This is a genomic window from Rhodococcus sp. H36-A4, assembly GCF_027158005.1.
In the GTDB taxonomy this organism is placed as follows: Bacteria; Actinomycetota; Actinomycetes; order Mycobacteriales; family Mycobacteriaceae; genus Rhodococcoides.
In genome coordinates this window covers 265,430-283,677 of sequence record NZ_JAPVLQ010000002.1, presented here as the reverse complement: position 1 = coordinate 283,677, position 18,248 = coordinate 265,430, and the positions used below count along the sequence as shown (strand labels likewise).

Below are 18,248 nucleotides of genomic sequence, written 5' to 3'. Positions count from 1 at the left end.
TCGAATCTTGAATTACCACTATGTAATTCGTTGAAGCAACGTCGGCGAGCCCACGCGGCCTGAGCAGGTATTTCACCCGATAGGATCTTCGGATCCGGCTTTTATGCACCGCGATCATGGAATAATCGATGAGATGCAGGTAACACCTGCGCCTCCTCTGGCGACATACTCGTCGATCGGCGCATACGAACTTCACAGGTTGTTCGCACACGCGGCCGAATGACCGAAGACTTTTGATCCCGGAGGCTCAGCATGACCGTCGTCAACGATCTCTCGCACCCCTCCATCACGGGTATCGTCGACCGGTCGCCCACCGCATACTCGAGGCCGACGATTCTGCCGATCCGCGCCACCGGCACCCGAGCACCCGTCTACTGCATCCATCCGATCGACGGGCTCGCCTCCTGCTACACCTCATTGGCTGCGCACGTGGACGAGGGGCGCCCCATCTACGGTGTCCAGGCCCCCACGCCCGGGGAGGATTCGAAGTCCCTGACCGCCCTCGCGGCCTACTACACCGACGAGATTCTCGCCGCCGACAATGTCGGACCGATCAACCTCCTCGGACTCTCCTTCGGCGGCCTCCTCGCACACGCAGTAGCCATCGACATGCAGGGACGCGGCGTCTCAGTGGACAGCCTGACTCTGCTCGGTAGCGACCCGCTGCAGTCCCGCGCCGTCGGCGCACCCACTGCGCTTGCGCATGAACTGTTGGCCGGCATGAGTGACGATATCGATCGAAGCCACGCCGAGGAACTCGTCGCCGTCGCCACCCACAACGAGACTTTGGCAAACCGACACTTCCCTGGCGTCTACGTCGGCGACGCCATGGTCGTGTCCTCGGACGGATACGACGCCGGGCCGGCGTGGCACACCTTCATCAGTGGGACGGTCGTCAAGTACCTGGTGCCCGACGCCGCCGCTTTCGGCCTCGTCGGGTCGTTGGTGAACAAGTTCGTCTCCAGGACGTTCCGCGCCGGTTCCTGATCTGCTGGCACAAAACCACCGTTGACCACTGTTCTTCGCGCGTATCGTTGGTGTGATGACGACAGCGGTCCGTCAGGCAGATCTGGTCTGTGAAGGCGGCGGGGTCAAAGGCATCGGCCTCGTCGGAGCTGTTCATGCGCTCGCCGAGTCGGGCTATGGCTTTCCGCGCGTCGCCGGGTCCAGCGCCGGTGCGGTCGTCGCGGCTTTGGTGGCTGCTTTGCAGCACGCCAAGGAGCCCTTGACGCGATTGCCGGAAATTGCGCAGCGCGTCGACTACCGCAAACTGACCGACCCGTCACTGCTCGGGCGCGTGCCTCTCATCGGCGGCGTCCTTTCGTTGCTCATCTCGGACGGGCTCTATCAGGGGGCCTATCTCGAAGACCTCCTCACCGATACTCTCGCCGAATTCGGTGTCCACACTTTCGGCGATCTACGCACCGGCGAGGAACCGCTGAGCTACGCATATTCGCTGGTGGTGACCGCCAGCGACCTCTCCCGGAAACGTCTTGTCCGGATCCCGTGGGACCTACCGCTCTACGACATCGACCCCGATACCTTCCCCGTCGCAAAGGCGGTGCGGGCCTCGGCGGCGATCCCGTTCCTCTTCCGACCCGTTCAAGTTTCGGGCGCAACCTGGGTCGACGGCGGACTGCTCTCCGACTTCCCCGTCGGATTGTTCGACCGGACCGACACCGTAGAGCCTCGCTGGCCGACATTCGGTGTGCGGCTCACCGCACGACCGGGCACACCCCCGGCTACCCATCATGTACGCGGGCCCCTGGCCCTCGGTATAGCCGCGATCGACACCTTGTTCACCAACCAGGACGCCGCCTACGTCGATTCACCCTGCACGGTGCGGCGCACGGTGTTCGTCCCTACCGAGTCGATCAGCGCCGTGGATTTCGACATCACCGACGCGCAAAGACAGACCCTCTACAACAACGGTGTCCGTGCTGCGCAACAGTTTCTGAGCACCTGGGACTTCGCCGACTACCTCACCGCCTGCCGCACACCTCCGGTCTGAAATCCGGGACTGCATGATGGGAAAATCCACTCCTACACAGCGCGGTCGCTGGCCTCCCAATACCGCGCGCGTAGCGCCTTCTTGTCGAGTTTACCGAGCGGTGTCAGCGGCAGGCTGTCCACGAAATCAATGCTCTTGGGTGCGTGCACCGACCCCTTGGCTGCTTTCACCCGCTCGACCAGCTCTTCCGTCGCGACAGTCAGCCCGCCGCGCAGAACCACGCACGCCTTGACGGCTTCACCCCACTTGTCGTCCGGTACACCCACAACCGCCACGGAGGCCACGGACGGGTGCGCGGAGATCACGTCCTCGATCTCACGCGGGAACACATTGAAGCCGCCGGTCACGATCATGTCCTTCTTGCGATCGACGATGGACAGAAAGCCGTCGACGTCCTTGCGTGCGATGTCGCCGGTGTGCAGCCAGCCGCCGCGGAAGGCTTCTGCGGTCTCGGCAGGTTTCTTCCAATACCCTTTCATCACCAAGGGGCCTCGGACGCAGATCTCGCCCAGTTCGCCCTGCGGCACTTCGTTCAGGTCGTCGTCGAGCAGTCGGACGTCGAGCCACGGCACCGGACGGCCACACGTGGCAAGTCGGGCGGGGTCGTCGGCGAGGTGCTCTTCCTTACGAAGCACCGAGATGGTCATGCCGCACTCGGTCTGACCGTAGAACTGGAAGAAGATCTGACCGAACTTCTCGATGCCTTCCTGCAAACGTGCCGGCGACATCGCGGATGCCCCGTAGAAAAGCGTCTGCAGACTGGAGACGTCCCGCTTCTCGAGGTCCGGATGGTCCATGAGCATGTAGATCATGGTGGGCACCAACATGGTTGCGGTGATCTTGTGCTTTTCGATCGCCTCGAGAACCGCTCCAGGTTCGAAGGCAGGAAGGACGATCAGCGCGCCTCCGCGCAGCAGCGTCGGAGTGAAGAACGCGGCACCGGCATGCGATAGCGGCGTGCAGATGAGGAAACGGTTCTCCTCGGGCCATTGCCATTCCGACATCTGGATTTGATTGAGCGCGGCGCCCGAACGGAAGGATCCGACAACGCCTTTGGGCTTTCCTGTGGTGCCGCCGGTGTACACCATGCTGCTGGCGTCCTCGGCGTCGACGTGCGCGGCTGTGAGAGCTGCAGGCTCGAATGTGGCCGCGAGAGCCAGAATGTCGATGCCCACCGCGGAGGGCCCCATCGACAGGATCGTGGTCAACGACGGCGACGACGCTTTCAACTCTGCGGCGCGGTCCTCGAAAGCGTAGGGATCGAAGATGAGGGTCTCGATCTCGGCGTCGTCGAGGATGTACTTGTGGTCGTCGAGTGAACCCATCGGATTGAGGGCGCTGGCGCGACAACCGGTGATCATGGTTGCGCCCATGCTGACGAGCACTTCGGGACGATTCTTGGACAGCATCACCGTGCTGGTGCCCTGGGTGATGCCGAGCGACGCGAGTGCTTGGGCGAAGCAGCTGATCTGATCGCGCATCTGTCCGCCGGTGAGAACAACGTCGCCGATGTACAGCGCCGGCTTGTCGTGGTTCCGTTCGAGGGCGGTGATGAGCAGGTCCGGAGCGTAAATCGGCCGGTGGAGGTCAGCAAACTCGTCTGGCATCTGGTCTTCCTTCTGCTCGGCCTGCCCGGTTCCGAAACGGATACCGCAACCGGAACTGTGAGACGGGCAGGTGCCCACGGTTCGGTGACGCCTTAGAGGGTAAGCGAAGTCACACCTGGTTCGAGGCTCGGGTCGAGCTATCCGCGATCCTTCTTCCTGCTGACGTGGTGGCCTGCGGGTAGGCGAGGAGATCCGGCCGGCGATCGAAACGATCGGTAGCCGAAGCCGGTTCTTCTCGAAGCCGGTTCTTCTCGAAGCGCTGTGCGGCGGACGATTGCTCTAACTCCCGACGGACTGGACAGCCGCCTTCACATGATGCCGACCCAGGGGAAGCATGAGCGGCTTTCCGGAGGTCGGGTCGACGATGATGCGATTGTCCAACCCGAAGACAGTGCGTACGCAGTCCTCCGTCAACACTTCACCCGGACTACCCGAGGCATGAATGTGTCCGTCCGCCAATGCAATCAGATGGTCCGAGTAGCGGGCAGCGAGATTCAGATCGTGCAGCACCATCACGATCGTCGTGCCGCGTCTGCGATTGAGATCGGTGAGCAGATCGAGCACTTCCACCTGGTGGCTGACGTCGAGGAACGTCGTCGGCTCGTCGAGCAGCAGTAGATCCGTGTGTTGCGCGAGGGCCATCGCGATCCACACTCGTTGGCGCTGACCACCGGACAGCTCGTCGACGGCGCGGTCGGCCAACGCTGCGGTCTGGGTGAGATCGAGCGCGTCGGCGACTGCGACGTCGTCGTCGTGGGACCACCGCGCGAACATTCCCTGATGTGGATGGCGTCCACGGCCGACGAGATCGCTGACGGTGATGCCCTCGGGGGCGATCGGTGACTGTGGGAGCAGACCGAGGACGCGGGCCAATGCCTTCGCCGGCAGTCGATGCACGTCGCGGCCGTCGAGCAGAACATGCCCGTGCTGCGGTTTCAGCAGCCGCGACATCGACCGCAGCAGAGTCGATTTGCCGCAGGCGTTCGCGCCGACGATCGAGGTGATCTTCCCCGGAGACACCGACAGATCGAGGTCGCCGATCACGGTTCGGTCCCCGTAGCCGAGGGTCAGATGCTCGATCTCGAGTGAATGGGTGGTGGTCACAGTGTGCCTCCGACGCGGTTGCTACGGATGATGAGGTAGATGAGGTACGGCGCACCGAGGACACCGGTGACGATCCCCACCGGATAGCGGGTGCCCAGGCCGTACTGACCGACAAAATCGGCCACGAGAACAAGCAGCGCACCGACGAGCCCAGCGGGAACCAGCAAAGACCCGGCCGCTCCGACGATCCGCGCGGCTATGGGACCGGACAGGAAGGCCACGAACGCAATCGGGCCCGTCGCTGCCGTCGCAAAAGCGATGAGCCCGACGGCCGCCACGATGACGATCAACCGTGTTCGACTGACCCGCACGCCGAGCGCAGGAGCCATATCGTCACCGAGCTGTGTGACGGCGAGGTTCCGGCTCTGCATCAGCAGCACTGGCGTCAGGACGGCCATGGCCACGAGAACGGGTACGACGGAGGACCACGTTGTTCCGTTGAGACTGCCCGTCAACCACCGTGTCGCCTCCTGCAGATCCCATTGACCTGCGCGGGAGAGGATGTAGGCGGTGACGCTGTCGAGCATCGCGGCAATACCGATGCCGATGAGAATCAAGCGGGTGCCGACGATCCCGTCCTTGAACGAGAGCACGTAGACCATCAGCGCAACCGCCAACCCACTGACGATGGCGAAAATCGATACCTGCGTCGCACCGAGTCCGAGAGTGACGATCGCGAATGCGGCTGCGGCACTGGATCCGGCGCTGATTCCGATGATGTCGGGACTGGCGAGTGGATTGCGCAGCATCGTCTGGAACGTCACGCCCGCGATGCCGAAGCAGAACCCGGCGGTGATCGCGAGGACCGCGCGGGGAAGACGAAGGCGGCCGACGGTATAACTTGCGCCGGCCACGTCCTGACCGAGAAGAACGCGGACTACCTCGGCCGGTGGGTAGAAGGTCCGACCCACCATCAGGGTGACCGCGAAACCGAGAACGATGAGCAGTGCCAACACTGCCATCGTCGTTCTTCGACGTTTCGAGCGGCTGCTGCGGCCGCGGGCCACCATCTCGACGGTGGGCCGATCTACGAGCGTCACAATGCGGATACCTTCTGGCGTCGAACGATATAGATGAAAAACGGAGCTCCGACGAGCGCGGTGATGATGCCGACGTCGATCTCGGCCGGCCGGGCGACGATGCGTCCGACGATGTCCCCAGCGGTCAGAAGCACCGCCCCACCGAGAGCCGAATACGGCAACAACCACCGATGGTCGACGCCGACGATCAGACGGCATACGTGCGGAACCACCAGGCCGACAAAGCCGATCGGGCCCGTGACAGCGGTGACTGCCCCGCACAGAATGACCGCGCCTGCTGCCGCGGCCCCACGGGTGAGTGCGACGCGTTCACCGAGACCGGCTGCGAGCTCGTCGCCCAGTGCCAGCGAGTTGAGTCCACGAGCCGAAGCGAGGGAGATCGCGAACCCGACGAGTAGGAACGGCAGGATCATCCAGATTCTGTCGAAGACCGCACCGCCGACTCCACCGATCTGCCACGACCGGATGCCGCCCGCCAAGTCGCTGCGCGGCAATGCAATTGCACTGACGAAGGAGATGAGCGCAGCCGAGGTGACGGCACCGGCCAACGCCAACTTCAACGGCGTCGCACCGCCGCGCCCGAGGGACCCGATGGCGTAGACGAACACCGCGGTGACGGCTGCTCCGAGGATGGCCACCCAGACGAAACTCGTTGCCGCAGCAAGACCGAAGAACGTGATGCCACTGACAACCGCAAGTGAAGCGCCCATGTTCACACCGAGAATTCCGGGGTCCGCCAATGGATTACGCGTCACTCCCTGCATGACGGCACCGGAGACACCCAACGCTGCACCGGCCAGGAGGGCCAGCACCGTGCGCGGAAGTCTCGTGGCGACCGCGGCCTGGTCGAACCCTTCCTTGGATCCACCCAGGGCCGCGATGATGTCGTCGAACCCGACCTCACGTGAACCGATCGTGATCGAGGCGAAATCCAACGCCAAGAGCACTGCGGTGAGCACGATAAGTCCGGTCGACTTCAGCAGTGCCGGCTTTCGAACAGGTGCTGTTTCCGACGTCAGGGTCTGCGTCACTGCGCGGAGTCAGCTGCTCGATCCAGAAGATCCAGGTAGTCCTCGAGAACCCAGGAGATCGACAGAGGGGTCGGGTTCGAAGCGGTGCCGATCGGGCCGTCACTGGGAAGTGCGACGATCGCGTCGTTCTTCACTGCGGGCATCTGCGAGAGCAGTGGGTCGGCCTCGAGCGCACTGACCAGCTCATCGCCGCCGTAGGTGATGATGATCTCCACGTCGCTGAACGCATCGGCCTGCTCGGCGCTCTGCTTCAGGCTGAATTTATCGGTCGACGCCGACGCCGCGGCGACGCTCGGCGGGGTGACCATCCCCAAGTCCTCGAAGAACTTCGCGCGGGTGTCGTGCGTGGTGTAGAAGCTGACCTCGCTCAAATTCGTCGTATCGACGTGGGTGAGGAACATTGCCGACTTGCCGGCGATCGCCGGATGCTGTGCCACGGCATCGTCGATCTGTGCGTCGAGGTCGGCGATCAGCTGTTGGCCTTCCTCGGCCATGCCGAGCGCCTTACTGCTGACCGAGATCATGTCGCGCCATGGCGTACCCCACGCGGTTTCCGGGTAAGCGACGACCGGTGCGATATCGCTGAGCTGATCGTAAACTTCCTGCGTCAGACCGGAATACGCTGCCAGGATGACGTCGGGCTCAGTGTCGGCGACGGCTTCGAAGTCGACGCCGTCGGTCTCGTCGAAGAGGACCGGTGCGTCGCCGCCGAGTTCGTCGAGCTTCTCACTTACCCAGGGGAGGATGCCGTCGCCGTCGTCGTCACCGAAGTTCGCCGCGGCCATGCCGACCGGCACGATCCCGAGCGCAAGCGGCACCTCTTGGTTGGCCCAGTTGACGGTGGCGACGCGCTCGGGCTTGTTCTCGATCTTCGTCGTGCCGAGAGCATGCTCGATGGTGACGGGCGTCCAGTCCGCGCTGGTCGTCGGTGAGGCTTCGTCCGAGCTGCTGGATGAGCAGGAGGCCAGACCGACTGTGAGCGCGGCGGCCGCGGACAGAACAAGAAAGCGTGAGACGTTGGACATGAGTTCCTTCGGGGTTCTGACGCAGGGCGTCGCGCATAGTCCTGCGGCAGTGCAGGTTTGGAAAGCTCGCGTACGCCGACGTCTATGCCGCAACTCCGGTGAAGCAAGGCTTCCCTCACCTAAGATAGTGCACCCTCAGTAAGTACGCAATCGCGCCAAATGGACATCGCTTGTCGCCGAACGGACACGCGAGGGCGGTGTTACTGGGCTCGAAACTGTCCAGGGCTCATACCGCTGACTCTCCGGAAAGACGCACCGAACGCGCTCACGGACCGAAAGCCCACCGCGACGGCTATCTCCTCGATCGCATCGCCTCGTGCCAGCATGGACATCGCATGCTGAGTGCGAACACCCGCTACCCACTCCCGGAAGCTCGAGCCGGTCTCCGCGTGAAAAACGCGAGTGATCGTTCGAGTGCTCACCTTCAGTCGAAGGGCCCACTGCTCGAGCGTCGTCGAATCGTCGGGGCAAGCTCGAACAGTGCTCACGATAGGTGCCACCAGCTCGGACTGCGGAATACGGACCAACAATTCCCGAGCGGAGGGGGCGAGAACATCGAGCACCATCGCCTCCGTAGTGCCACGCGAAGAATCCGACAGTGGCTCGGTGTTGAGGCGATCGAGTAGCAGCCGGAGCATCGGGGTGATATCGACGCCGACGGGATCGGGTGCGATCGCCGGGGCATCCTGCACTCGGAATTGTGCCGTGCGCATCCGAGTTCCCGATGGAAACCATCCGGAATGCAACAGCCCCGCCGGAATCCACAGGCCTACCGTCGTGGTGATGGTCCAGATGCGCGAGCCGATCATGGCGGTGGATGCACCCCACTCGTTCCACAGCAGCTCGTGGGTCGGATGCGAATGCTCCTCGAACCAGGTGTCAGTTGTGATCACCTCGTCCCAGCCGTCGATGACGTACGGCATCGCAATCTCGCCGGCCGCATAAATCGGAAGCGTGCGTGTGTCCATCGTCGTCACACACACGAGGATGCCACGGTCGGCGATAACCTCACCCGGGAGATACCACTCGACTGAGGAGAAGAAGACATGAAGAAGATGTCATTGACGGCCCTGGCCCGCGAACAGGTCGCAAGCGCCGAACGGGCCTCGAGTGGTCGCGCAGCTCACACCGTATTCGGGGGCCACGAGCACGTACTCCGGCAAACAGTGATCGCGCTCGTCGCCGGTCAGACACTTGCCGAGCACAACAATCCAGGAGAAGCGACCGTCCACGTCCTTCACGGTCGGGTCCGCCTCACCGCAGGAGAGGACGCCTGGGAAGGATCGACCGGAGATTTGATCATCGTCCCCGACTCGAGTCATGCGCTCGAGGCGATCGAAACCTCGACAATATTACTGACTGTGGCGAAAATACCTGCGCCGTAATTCATTTTGTCAATCGGAAATACTCGCGCGACTGGCTTTATTATATTTTGTGGGTATGGTCGGTGTCAGATCGTGATTGCCACTTCGAAAAGGGAGCGTCAATGGCTGAGAAAACGGGACAAAAACTTCGAAAACCCGCGCAGAGTATTAAAGAACGTCGCGCCGAGAAGCGTGAAAAAAGCAGAGAGTCAACAGAATTACTGACCAAGCGTAAGCGCTGACACAACGGATGAAGCCGGTCGTATCGGATTTCTATTCATTTTGAAGTGAATAAGTAAATTCCGACCGCACACCCAAAATCACGTCATCGGCGTCGGTGCCATATATTCCCGACGCCGATGGCGGTCGGGCTGCCGTGCAGGAAATTAGATCTGCCCCACAAGATCGATTGTCAGCGCAATCAGCAGAAGAACTTTGACTACCTCGAGCGCGATGTAGACGAAGTGAATCTTCGAGCACGGCACATTCTCGCCTGCGAGTACCCGATTCGATCTCTTGGTCAGCGGTGGACGAACCACGGCGACCTGAACGACAAGGATCGTCGAGACGAGCACGAGTAGCAGCCAACCATCGGTGTCCGCGTAGAGCCACGCGACCGACAGGACGACGGCGAGTACCACTTCGACGATATTGAGCGCCGCGAACACTTTACGGCCGATGCCGAGACCGATCGCCAATGTCACCCCTGGTGCCCTGAACTCGAGCGGTGCTTCGACGAAGGAAATCGCGATCACCATACCCAGCCAAAAAATGGGTACCACCAGTTGAATATCGCGCGCGAAACCCATCGCCGCCCCCTGTTCCCCCTCGGCCTGCACCTGGGAAGGTACCGGTGATGGCCTTACTTCAGGACGATATTGACCATCCGGCCCGGGATGACGATGACCTTGGTCGGAGCTTTGCCCTCGAGGATCGCGAGAATCTTCTCGTCCGCGAGGGCGGTCTTCTCGACGTCGGAGTTGGTGGAATCGGCGGGCACGCTGATGCGGCTACGCACCTTGCCGTTGACCTGGATCGGATAGTCGACGGTGTCGGCGACGAGCCACTTCTTCTCCACCCGCGGGAACGGACCATGCGCGAGGGAGCGATCGTGCCCGAGCTGCTTCCACAGCTCCTCGGACAAGTGCGGTGCCATCGGGGCAAGCATCAGCACCAGAGGTTCGACCACTCCTCGTGGTGCGCCTGCCGGGTACGCCTTGGTCAGGTGGTTGGTTAGCTCGATGAGCTTCGCGCCGGCCGTATTGTCGCGCAGCGCAATGTAATCGGCTTCCACGCCGTCGATCACCCGGTTGAGGACGCGCAAGGTGTCCTCGCTCGGCTTCTCGTCTGTGACGCGGACGGCGCCGGTTTCCTCGTCGAGCACCAGTCGCCAGACGCGCTGGAGGAATCGTTGCGCACCGACGACGTCCTTCGTCGCCCATGGCCGTGAAGTATCCAACGGTCCCATCGACATCTCGTAGACACGCAGGGTGTCGGCGCCGTATTCGGCGAAAATGTCGTCGGGGGAGACGGAGTTCTTCAGGCTCTTTCCCATCTTCCCGTATTCACGGTTGACGGGTTCGCCCTGGTAGAACCAGCCGCCGTCGCGCTCTTCCACTTCTTCGGCGGGCACGTATACCCCGCGCGCGTCGGTGAATGCGTATGCCTGGATGTAGCCCTGGTTGAACAGGCGGCGATACGGCTCGCTCGAACTGACATGGCCGAGATCGAAGAGGACCTTGTGCCAGAAGCGCGAGTACAGCAGATGCAGAACCGCATGCTCGACACCACCGACGTAGAGATCCACCCCGCCCGGATCGTTGGGTCCGTGAATTTCGGGACGCGGTCCTACCCAGTACTTTTCGTTCTCGGGGTCGGCGAAGGTCTCGGAGTTCGTCGGATCGATGTACCGGAGCTGGTACCACGAGCTTCCTGCCCACTGCGGCATGACGTTGGTGTCGCGGGTGTAGGTCTGCAGGCCGTCACCCAGATCGAGTTCGACGTCGACCCAGTCGGTGGCCTTCGCCAGCGGCGGCGACGGTTCGGAGTCGGCGTCGTTCGGATCGAACGAGACGGGAGCGTAGTCCTCGACCTCCGGAAGCTCGACCGGCAGAGCGGATTCCGGTAGAGCGTGCGCATTGCCGTTCGAGTCGTAGACGATCGGGAACGGCTCGCCCCAGTAACGCTGGCGAGCGAAGAGCCAGTCACGCAGCTTGTACTGAATAGTGCCGCGGCCCTTGCCTTCTTCTTCCAGGCGGGCGATCACGGTGGCCTTGGCCTCGTCGACGGGGAGGCCGTCGAGGTACTCGGAGTTCACCAGCGGACCCTCGCCGGTGTACGCAGCTTCGGTGACGTCCCCGCCCGAAATGACCTCGAGAATCGGCAGGCCGAACGCGGTGGCGAAATCCCAGTCCCGCTGATCGTGCCCGGGAACGGCCATGATCGCGCCGGTACCGTAGCCGGTGAGGACGTAATCGGCGATGAATACCGGAACCTGCCGACCGTCGACGGGATTGACCGCGAAGGAGCCGGTGAATACACCGGTCTTCTCCTTGTTCTCCTGGCGCTCCAGGTCGGACTTCGCCGCGATGGCGGCACGGTACGACGCGACTGCCTCGGCCGGGGTGGCGGCGCCGCCCGTCCACGAGGTCGGGACGTCGGCGGGCCACTGCGCGGCGGTCACACCGTCGACCAGTTCGTGTTCAGGCGCGAGCACCACGTAACTGGCACCGAAGAGCGTGTCCGGACGCGTTGTGAACACCTCGACGTCACCGGCCGGTGTGCCGAACGCCACCTGCGCTCCGCGTGAACGTCCGATCCAGTTGCGCTGCATCGTCTTGACCTTCTCGGGCCAATCCAGGTACTCGAGGTCGTCGATCAGTCGATCCGAGTACGCGGTGATGCGCATCATCCACTGGCGCAAGTTCTTACGGAAGACAGGGAAGTTACCTCGGTCACTTCGGCCGTCGGCGGTGACCTCTTCGTTGGCCAGGACCGTACCGAGACCGGGGCACCAGTTGACCATCGAGTTGGACTCGTAGACCAGACGGTAGGAATCGAGAACGCCTGCCCGATCGGTCGCCGACAGCGAGGACCAGTCTCGACCGTCGTCCATCGAGCGCGAACCGTCGGCGAAGGAAGCTTCGAGCTCCGAGATCGGACGCGCTTTCGCCTGATCGAAGTCGTACCAGGCGTTGAAAATCTGGAGGAAGATCCACTGCGTCCAGTGGTAGAAGTCGACGTCGGTCGTCGCGAGCGAGCGGCGACGGTCGTGGCCGAGTCCCAGCCGCCGAAGTTGGCGTCGCATGTTCGCGATGTTGGCTTCGGTGGTCGACCGCGGATGGGTGCCGGTCTGCACCGCGTACTGCTCGGCAGGCAACCCGAAGGCGTCGTACCCGAGGGCGTGCAGAACGTTGCGTCCGTGCATCCGATGGAACCGGGCGAACACATCCGTGGCGATGTAGCCGAGTGGGTGACCGACATGCAGACCACTGCCCGATGGGTACGGGAACATGTCCTGGACGAAAAGCTTGTCTTTCGGTACGTCACCGGCGAGTGCGCCGACCGGGTTCGGGGCGTCGAAGATGCCCTGCTCATCCCACAGGTCCTGCCACTGCTCCTCGATACGCCCGGCCACATCCGCGGTGTAGCGGTACTCGGGTGCGGTCTCGGAGGGCGTATCAACTGGATCGGTCACACCCACCAGCCTAAGGCGTGAGCTGGGCCGACTGGTACTTCGGCCTCGCGGAGACGTATCGTGGCCACTGTGCTCATCGTGTCCGTAGTGATGTTCGTGCTCGCTCTCGTGGTCGGCGCAGTCGCCACCGCCAGTCTTCTGGGCCGGTTGCCGCGCAACCGCTGGGCCGGTGTGCGCACCCCCGAGTCGATGCGCGACGACGAGACGTTCGTCATGGCCAACCGTGTCGCCGGACCGACGAACGCTGCAGCGGCGTTGCTCCTGCTCATCGGCGGCGCTGCCGGCCTGATGCTCAGTGGCGCATTCTCCGTCGTCGCCGTTGTTGCGTGCGTTCTCGCAGCATTCGTCGTAGCAGGTATCGGTGGTTCCATCGGCGCGCGGGCCGCTGCCGCTGCGCCCGTCCCGGTCGCCGAGGAAGACTGCGGGCATTCGTGCATCTCGTGCACCCTGAAAGACGCGTGCCAGCCGAGCTGAGCGCGAGATGACATTGGGAACGCAAGACGCCCGAACCGACAAGGTGCGGACATTCGATCCCGCTGGAGTCGTCTTCGGCGTGGTGGTCCCGATACTCGCGGCTGGACTCGGCGTCATGGCGGCCTACCTGTGGAAGTCGCGGCTCCCACAACAGATTGCGACACACTGGAGTGGCACCGAGCCCGACGCCTTCACCAGCCCCACCACCAGCGCCTGGACCCTTGCCATCGTCATCGTGCTGGTCGGCGGCGGATGTAGCGCCGTCGCAGCACTGGCCCACGCGCTCCTGATCATGCGACGCACGATGCTGATGATCGGCTTGACGGTTGTCGGACTCATCACAGTTCTGCAGCTGGCCATTCTGTCCGGGCAGCTCGACGTCAGCACGGTCGAGGATGCCGAGGTGCCCAGTTGGGCATTGGGCCTGGGCACCCTGGTCGGGTTCGCGGTGGGAATTCTGGGAGCCTCGCTTCTACGCGATTACCGTGAACGCACGCCTGCGACATCGCCACCCCCGGCCAGCCTCCCGAGAGCCGAATTCGACGGTCCGATCGTCCAACGCCTCGGTGCAGGTCCAGTGGCCGTGATCGTCCTGTTCGTCATTCTCGCCGCGGCCGCCGCATTCACCTGCTGGGTATCGAACTCCTGGTGGCCAATCGCCATATTCGTGCCGGTCTCGATACTTCCGTTGTCTCTCATGCGGTACCAGTTGGTCGTCGACGAGTCAGGGATCGGCGTGCGGAGTTTCGGCATGGCCGCCTTCGACTACTCGATCGACGAAGTGACCGGGGCATCGGTTCGCGAGGTCGATCCGTTCGGTGACTTCGGCGGATGGGGTCTACGCGTCAAGGGGCGAGGAAACTACGCCGTCGCGGTCCAGAAGGGGCCCGCCGCGTTCATCACCTTCGCCAACGGCCAGCGGCTGACCATCACGAGCGACCGTGCCGAGGAGATCGTCGGAGTTCTCAACACCCTCGCCTCGCGGCGCTGAACACGGAACCAGATCGAGAGCCGGAATTGTCGGCTAATCTCCAACGTGGTTTGGGTTACGGACAGGAGGTCGGAACGAACAACACGACACCGCCGTTCAGTGGTCGACAGTCGGAGACGAATCGACCGACCAGTCACCGTCGACCGGCCTTACACAGCGCCCGGGCCGCGCTGATCGATTGGTACACCCAGCCGTTCGATTACGAGTGGATGGCCAAGCACCGGTCCATACGTGGCCTCCACCAGCCGTTGCAGTACCTCTTCGGCTCGGCAACAACGCTGTACGCAGTCGCATCTGTTCTGATGCTGTTCAGTTCGCGTGGCCCGCACGGATTCGGTGCGCAAGCGTGGATCTCGATTGTGCTGCTCATGCAGGTGGCCGTCGCACTACGTTGGTTCTTCGGTCCTCTGCCCGTCAAGCGGGACTTCATCGCGTATGCCATCTTCGGTGATGCCGGCACCGCCTCGGTGCTGATGCTCTATTCGCCGTTCGGTGCGCTGGTTGGATGCTGCCTCTTCGCGCTGACCGGCGGCTTGTGCATCTTCTTCGTCAGCCAGAAGTGGATGCTGGCTCATCTGGCCCTGTGCTGCGGGTTCATCACTGCCATGACGGTGCGCAATCTTCTCACCGGTGACGAGGACGCCCCCACCGTCCTGGCTACTTCGTTGGTAATCCTTGCAGCAACTGCCGTGGTGCCGCTCCTCGCACACATCGCGTGGACTGCCATCGGTCGTGATGCTCGACGCTCCCTGCTCGACCCCTTGACCAACCTCCTGAACCGTCGCGGGCTCGAGGATGCAGCCGAAGCTCTGTGGCATAACGGTCACGAGCGCAACTTCAGCCTGGCGGTCCTCGTGATCGATATCGATCGATTCAAAGTCGTCAACGACTACTACGGGCACGACAGCGGCGACGCCGTGATCGTCCGCGTCGCCGACCGCCTGTCACTGCTGTTTCAGGAAAACGGAGTCGTAGCGAGAACCGGTGGCGAAGAGTTCGTCACCGTCTTCGCCGCACCGGACGCGGAGGTGCATCAGCGCATCGAAGAAGTAGTGAACACTTTGTACAATTCCAGCGACCACATTCCCATCACTGTCAGCGTCGGCGCGTGCATCCTCGCCTCGCCCTCGAGCCTGTGGGTCGACGGCCCCTCCGCCATCGACAAGGCCGGCCGGATCGCGGACTCGATGATGTACCGGGCCAAACTCGACGGTGGCAATCGAAGTTCGACAACCAAGCTCTGAAAGCCCAGGTCGACGCCGTCTCGTACTCAATAGTATTACGCCACTACTGATTTCGTTCCTGGCAGCGGCCCTAGCGCGGAAAATCGTACTCAGTTCCGCGTGACGTCGATCGGGTGTGAGGCCAGCATCGCCAACGGCATCGGCTGACGGCGCAGGACGTGAGCCCACAGATCCAACCGCGGCGCCCCGATGACGTCGGATGCCAGGGCCGAGACGACAATCCAGTCTTCTCGTTCGAGTTCGCTCGCCAACTGGCCGAATGTCCAACCCGAATATCCCGCGAAGATTCGAACGCCCTCGACGAGGGATTCGATCTCTGCCGGATCGGAATCGAGATCGACCATCACCACCCGGCCGTCGACGCGTCGAATCCCGGGGACACCGTCGATGGCGACACCGGTTCGGACCGTGGCCAGACACAGGGCCGAATCACGCTTGACCGGTCCGCCGACGTACAGCGCCTTCGGTCGAGCGGCCAAATCCGTCCACTGCGGCAGAACATTCCGCACGGCAGTCTCGCTCGGCCTGTTGATGACCACGCCCAAGCTACCGGCGTCATTGTGTTCGATCACGTACACCACGGTTCGGCGAAACGTGGGCTCGACAAGTTCGATCGAAGACACCAACAAGCTCCCCGGGCGCACCGCCTGATCGACCGATGCCATCTGGTCTTCGGGTTCTTCCGCATGCGACGCCATGGAGTCATTGTGGCACCGCCGAACACCCGATGTAACGCATGGCATGCCATGCGTTTTCGGGCGCTACATCAGGCCGGCAAGCTCGACCAAGAGTGCAAACTGATGCTCGAACAGCTGGTCGCGGGTGCTGAAAGTCGACGATCCGTACTGGTCGAAGACGTCGAAGCTCACGGCACCGAACAGCGATGCCCACACCAGTACTCCTCGGGCCAGCGCTTTGTCGGACATATTCGTGCCCATTTCGTTACGAACCTCGACGAAACTTTGGTGCAATCCGGACAGCCGCACCCGCGGTCTCCCAGCGAGAGAGGATCGAACTCCTCTCCCATGCAGCCGGAGTCGACGCACCTCGGGTCGGCACAGTCCCGGCCTGGCTGATCCGCACTCTCGGCGTCGTCCCCGGGCAGATCCGCGAACTCGGCGACACTCTCTACCAATTCCAATACCCCCACCGGCTCGACAGCACCCGAAGCGAAGCGCTCCTGGGCCTCCATCCCACTCCACTCGAGGAAGGGGCAGCGAGCACTCTCGCGTGGTGGAAGTCGACCCACATAACCCCGGTGTCCTGACGATCGTAGGCTGAGCCGCGCCCTTCCCTGGGCTACTGTGCGGGGAGTGAGTAAAGAAACATTGCGGATGCGGCTGCGCACATCGCCCGGCGTCGGCAAGCTCACCGCGATCCGCTTTGCCGGTCAGTTCGGGGACGGACTGTTCCAAGCCGCGCTCAGCGGAGCGATCCTGTTCAACCCGGAACGCGAATCCAATCCAGTAGCCATTGCCGCTGGATTTGCCGTCCTCCTGGTTCCATATTCGGTCATCGGCCCCTTCGCGGGCGCGATGCTCGACCGATGGGATCGGCGCGCGGTGTTGCTGTGGGCCAACGTCCTACGCATGATCCTGATCGCGACCACCTCGCTTCTCCTGTGTACAGGTGGTGGCGAGACCCCGCTGCTCTTGCTGGCGCTCACCACAGTCGGGTTGAGCAGATTCGTACTCGCCGGAGTATCCGCATCTCTGCCCCACGTGGTGCGTACCTCATGGCTGGTTCCGATGAATTCACTGCTCGCGACCATCGGATCGGGATTCGCCGCTGCCGGAGCGGGCACCGCCGTCGGGATCATCGGCTTCATCGGAGCGGGAGATCTCGGCTCCGGCATAGCAGTCGGCGCGGCGGCAGTCGGATCCATCGTCGGAACGATTGCCGCAGCGCGGTTCGCACCACAGTCACTCGGGCCTGCCACAGTCGCCGAACCGACCGAGCACGCCGCACTACGGGCAATCGCCGATATTGCCGCAGGCCTCGGATCCGGTGCTGCCGCAGTGTGGCGATCTCCGAAGGTCACGGCGGCGCTGGCAGGTATCGGCGCGCACCGCATCGTATTCGGTGCCGACACCCTGATCATGGTGCTCATCCTGCGCGAGAAAGGCTCGAGTTCTCTCCCCGGCGGGCTTGCCGGCTTCGGAATCGCCGTGGGCGCAACAGCAGCGGGAATGCTTTTGGCAGCGGTCCTGACCCCGTTCGTCCTTCCACGATTCGGGCGAGTGCGATCCATCGTCGGGGCCTTGATCCTCGCCGCAGCCGTCCAGGCGACGTTCATTGCGACCATGACCCAGACGAGCTTGCTTCTCGGCGCCTTTCTACTCGGCGTCGCTGGACAAACCGTCAAGCTCACGGGTGATGCATCGATGCAAACCGACATCGACGACGACCATCGCGGACGCGTCTTCGCCCTGCAGGACACCGTCTTCAACATCGCCTTCGTCGCCTCGCTCGCAGCTGCCGCCTTCGCGGTGGGCGCCGGTTCCACCGACCTTGCCGAGGAGACGTCGGCGCACGCCGTCGTCTACGCCGGAGTGGTGGTCTACATGCTGGGCCTGCTCGCCGTCACCCTCAACAACCGTCGTGCTCGCCGCTCGTCACAGTGATACCTTGCTCGAGGACCGCACGGTCTGTTCCGTTGT

At 63.0% G+C, this 18,248-nt stretch carries 17 protein-coding genes; 7 read left to right on the top strand and 10 right to left on the bottom strand.

Features of this window, described 5'->3' with window-relative positions; all coding sequences use genetic code 11:
* Nucleotides 1-252 precede the first annotated feature (252 nt).
* Both O1W68_RS06135 and O1W68_RS06130 read left to right on the top strand, forming a co-directional pair.
* Nucleotides 253-987, top strand: a complete 735-nt coding sequence (locus O1W68_RS06135; protein ID WP_269302010.1) for a thioesterase domain-containing protein — start codon at nucleotides 253-255, stop codon at nucleotides 985-987.
* Between the two features lie 55 nt (nucleotides 988-1,042).
* Entirely contained in the window at nucleotides 1,043-2,011 is a 969-nt protein-coding gene (locus tag O1W68_RS06130) for a patatin-like phospholipase family protein (RefSeq protein WP_269302009.1), read from the top strand.
* A gap of 32 nt (nucleotides 2,012-2,043) precedes the next feature.
* Here the strand turns inward: O1W68_RS06130 and O1W68_RS06125 are convergent, their stop codons facing one another.
* The 6 genes from O1W68_RS06125 to O1W68_RS06100 form a co-directional block, all read right to left on the bottom strand.
* A complete protein-coding gene (locus tag O1W68_RS06125) occupies nucleotides 2,044-3,618 on the bottom strand; it encodes an AMP-binding protein (protein WP_269302008.1) in 1,575 nt (524 codons plus the stop codon).
* A gap of 279 nt (nucleotides 3,619-3,897) precedes the next feature.
* Entirely contained in the window at nucleotides 3,898-4,722 is an 825-nt protein-coding gene (locus O1W68_RS06120; protein ID WP_269302007.1) for an ABC transporter ATP-binding protein, read from the bottom strand.
* Nucleotides 4,719-5,732 carry a FecCD family ABC transporter permease gene (locus O1W68_RS06115; protein ID WP_269302830.1) on the bottom strand — a complete coding sequence of 338 codons (1,014 nt, stop codon included), beginning with the start codon at nucleotides 5,730-5,732 and terminating at the stop codon, nucleotides 4,719-4,721. Before O1W68_RS06115 ends, O1W68_RS06120 begins: the two co-directional genes overlap by 4 nt.
* Nucleotides 5,733-5,758: 26 nt before the next feature.
* Nucleotides 5,759-6,745: a FecCD family ABC transporter permease gene (locus tag O1W68_RS06110; RefSeq protein ID WP_442972307.1), complete on the bottom strand. Its 987-nt coding sequence runs from the start codon at nucleotides 6,743-6,745 to the stop codon at nucleotides 5,759-5,761.
* Between the two features lie 44 nt (nucleotides 6,746-6,789).
* On the bottom strand, nucleotides 6,790-7,818 hold the full coding sequence (locus O1W68_RS06105) for an iron-siderophore ABC transporter substrate-binding protein (protein ID WP_269302006.1): 1,029 nt from the start codon (nucleotides 7,816-7,818) through the stop codon (nucleotides 6,790-6,792).
* Between the two features lie 200 nt (nucleotides 7,819-8,018).
* Entirely contained in the window at nucleotides 8,019-8,786 is a 768-nt protein-coding gene (locus O1W68_RS06100; RefSeq protein ID WP_269302826.1) for a helix-turn-helix domain-containing protein, read from the bottom strand.
* Nucleotides 8,787-8,864: 78 nt separating this feature from the next.
* Here O1W68_RS06100 and O1W68_RS06095 point away from each other — a divergent pair, with 78 nt between their 5' ends.
* Nucleotides 8,865-9,203 carry a cupin domain-containing protein gene (locus O1W68_RS06095; protein ID WP_269302005.1) on the top strand — a complete coding sequence of 113 codons (339 nt, stop codon included), beginning with the start codon at nucleotides 8,865-8,867 and terminating at the stop codon, nucleotides 9,201-9,203.
* A 365-nt stretch (nucleotides 9,204-9,568) separates the two neighbouring features.
* Here the strand turns inward: O1W68_RS06095 and O1W68_RS06090 are convergent, their stop codons facing one another.
* Both O1W68_RS06090 and leuS read right to left on the bottom strand, forming a co-directional pair.
* Entirely contained in the window at nucleotides 9,569-9,991 is a 423-nt protein-coding gene (locus O1W68_RS06090; protein WP_269302004.1) for a hypothetical protein, read from the bottom strand.
* A 53-nt stretch (nucleotides 9,992-10,044) separates the two neighbouring features.
* Entirely contained in the window at nucleotides 10,045-12,879 is a 2,835-nt protein-coding gene (gene leuS / locus O1W68_RS06085; RefSeq protein ID WP_269302003.1) for a leucine--tRNA ligase, read from the bottom strand.
* A 69-nt stretch (nucleotides 12,880-12,948) separates the two neighbouring features.
* Between leuS and O1W68_RS06080 the strand changes: the two genes are divergently transcribed.
* The 3 genes from O1W68_RS06080 to O1W68_RS06070 are packed head-to-tail and all read left to right on the top strand — an operon-like array spanning nucleotide 12,949 to nucleotide 15,588.
* Nucleotides 12,949-13,353, top strand: a complete 405-nt coding sequence (locus O1W68_RS06080) for an SdpI family protein (protein WP_269302825.1) — start codon at nucleotides 12,949-12,951, stop codon at nucleotides 13,351-13,353.
* 7 nt (nucleotides 13,354-13,360) lie between these two features.
* Nucleotides 13,361-14,344, top strand: coding sequence for a DUF1648 domain-containing protein (locus O1W68_RS06075; RefSeq protein WP_269302002.1), 984 nt, complete (start codon nucleotides 13,361-13,363; stop codon nucleotides 14,342-14,344).
* A gap of 26 nt (nucleotides 14,345-14,370) precedes the next feature.
* Nucleotides 14,371-15,588 carry a GGDEF domain-containing protein gene (locus O1W68_RS06070; protein WP_269302001.1) on the top strand — a complete coding sequence of 406 codons (1,218 nt, stop codon included), beginning with the start codon at nucleotides 14,371-14,373 and terminating at the stop codon, nucleotides 15,586-15,588.
* Between the two features lie 89 nt (nucleotides 15,589-15,677).
* On the opposite strand, the gene O1W68_RS06065 is transcribed toward O1W68_RS06070, so the two are convergent.
* Together O1W68_RS06065 and O1W68_RS06060 are read right to left on the bottom strand one after the other, a co-directional pair.
* Nucleotides 15,678-16,286 (bottom strand): YqgE/AlgH family protein, encoded by a 609-nt coding sequence (locus tag O1W68_RS06065; RefSeq protein ID WP_269302000.1) that lies wholly within the window; start codon nucleotides 16,284-16,286, stop codon nucleotides 15,678-15,680.
* Nucleotides 16,287-16,349: 63 nt separating this feature from the next.
* Nucleotides 16,350-16,526, bottom strand: a complete 177-nt coding sequence (locus tag O1W68_RS06060) for a WHG domain-containing protein (RefSeq protein WP_269301999.1) — start codon at nucleotides 16,524-16,526, stop codon at nucleotides 16,350-16,352.
* A 396-nt stretch (nucleotides 16,527-16,922) separates the two neighbouring features.
* On the opposite strand from O1W68_RS06060, the gene O1W68_RS06055 reads away from it, so the two are divergent.
* A complete protein-coding gene (locus tag O1W68_RS06055) occupies nucleotides 16,923-18,212 on the top strand; it encodes an MFS transporter (RefSeq protein WP_269302823.1) in 1,290 nt (429 codons plus the stop codon).
* Nucleotides 18,213-18,248: the final 36 nt, after the last annotated feature.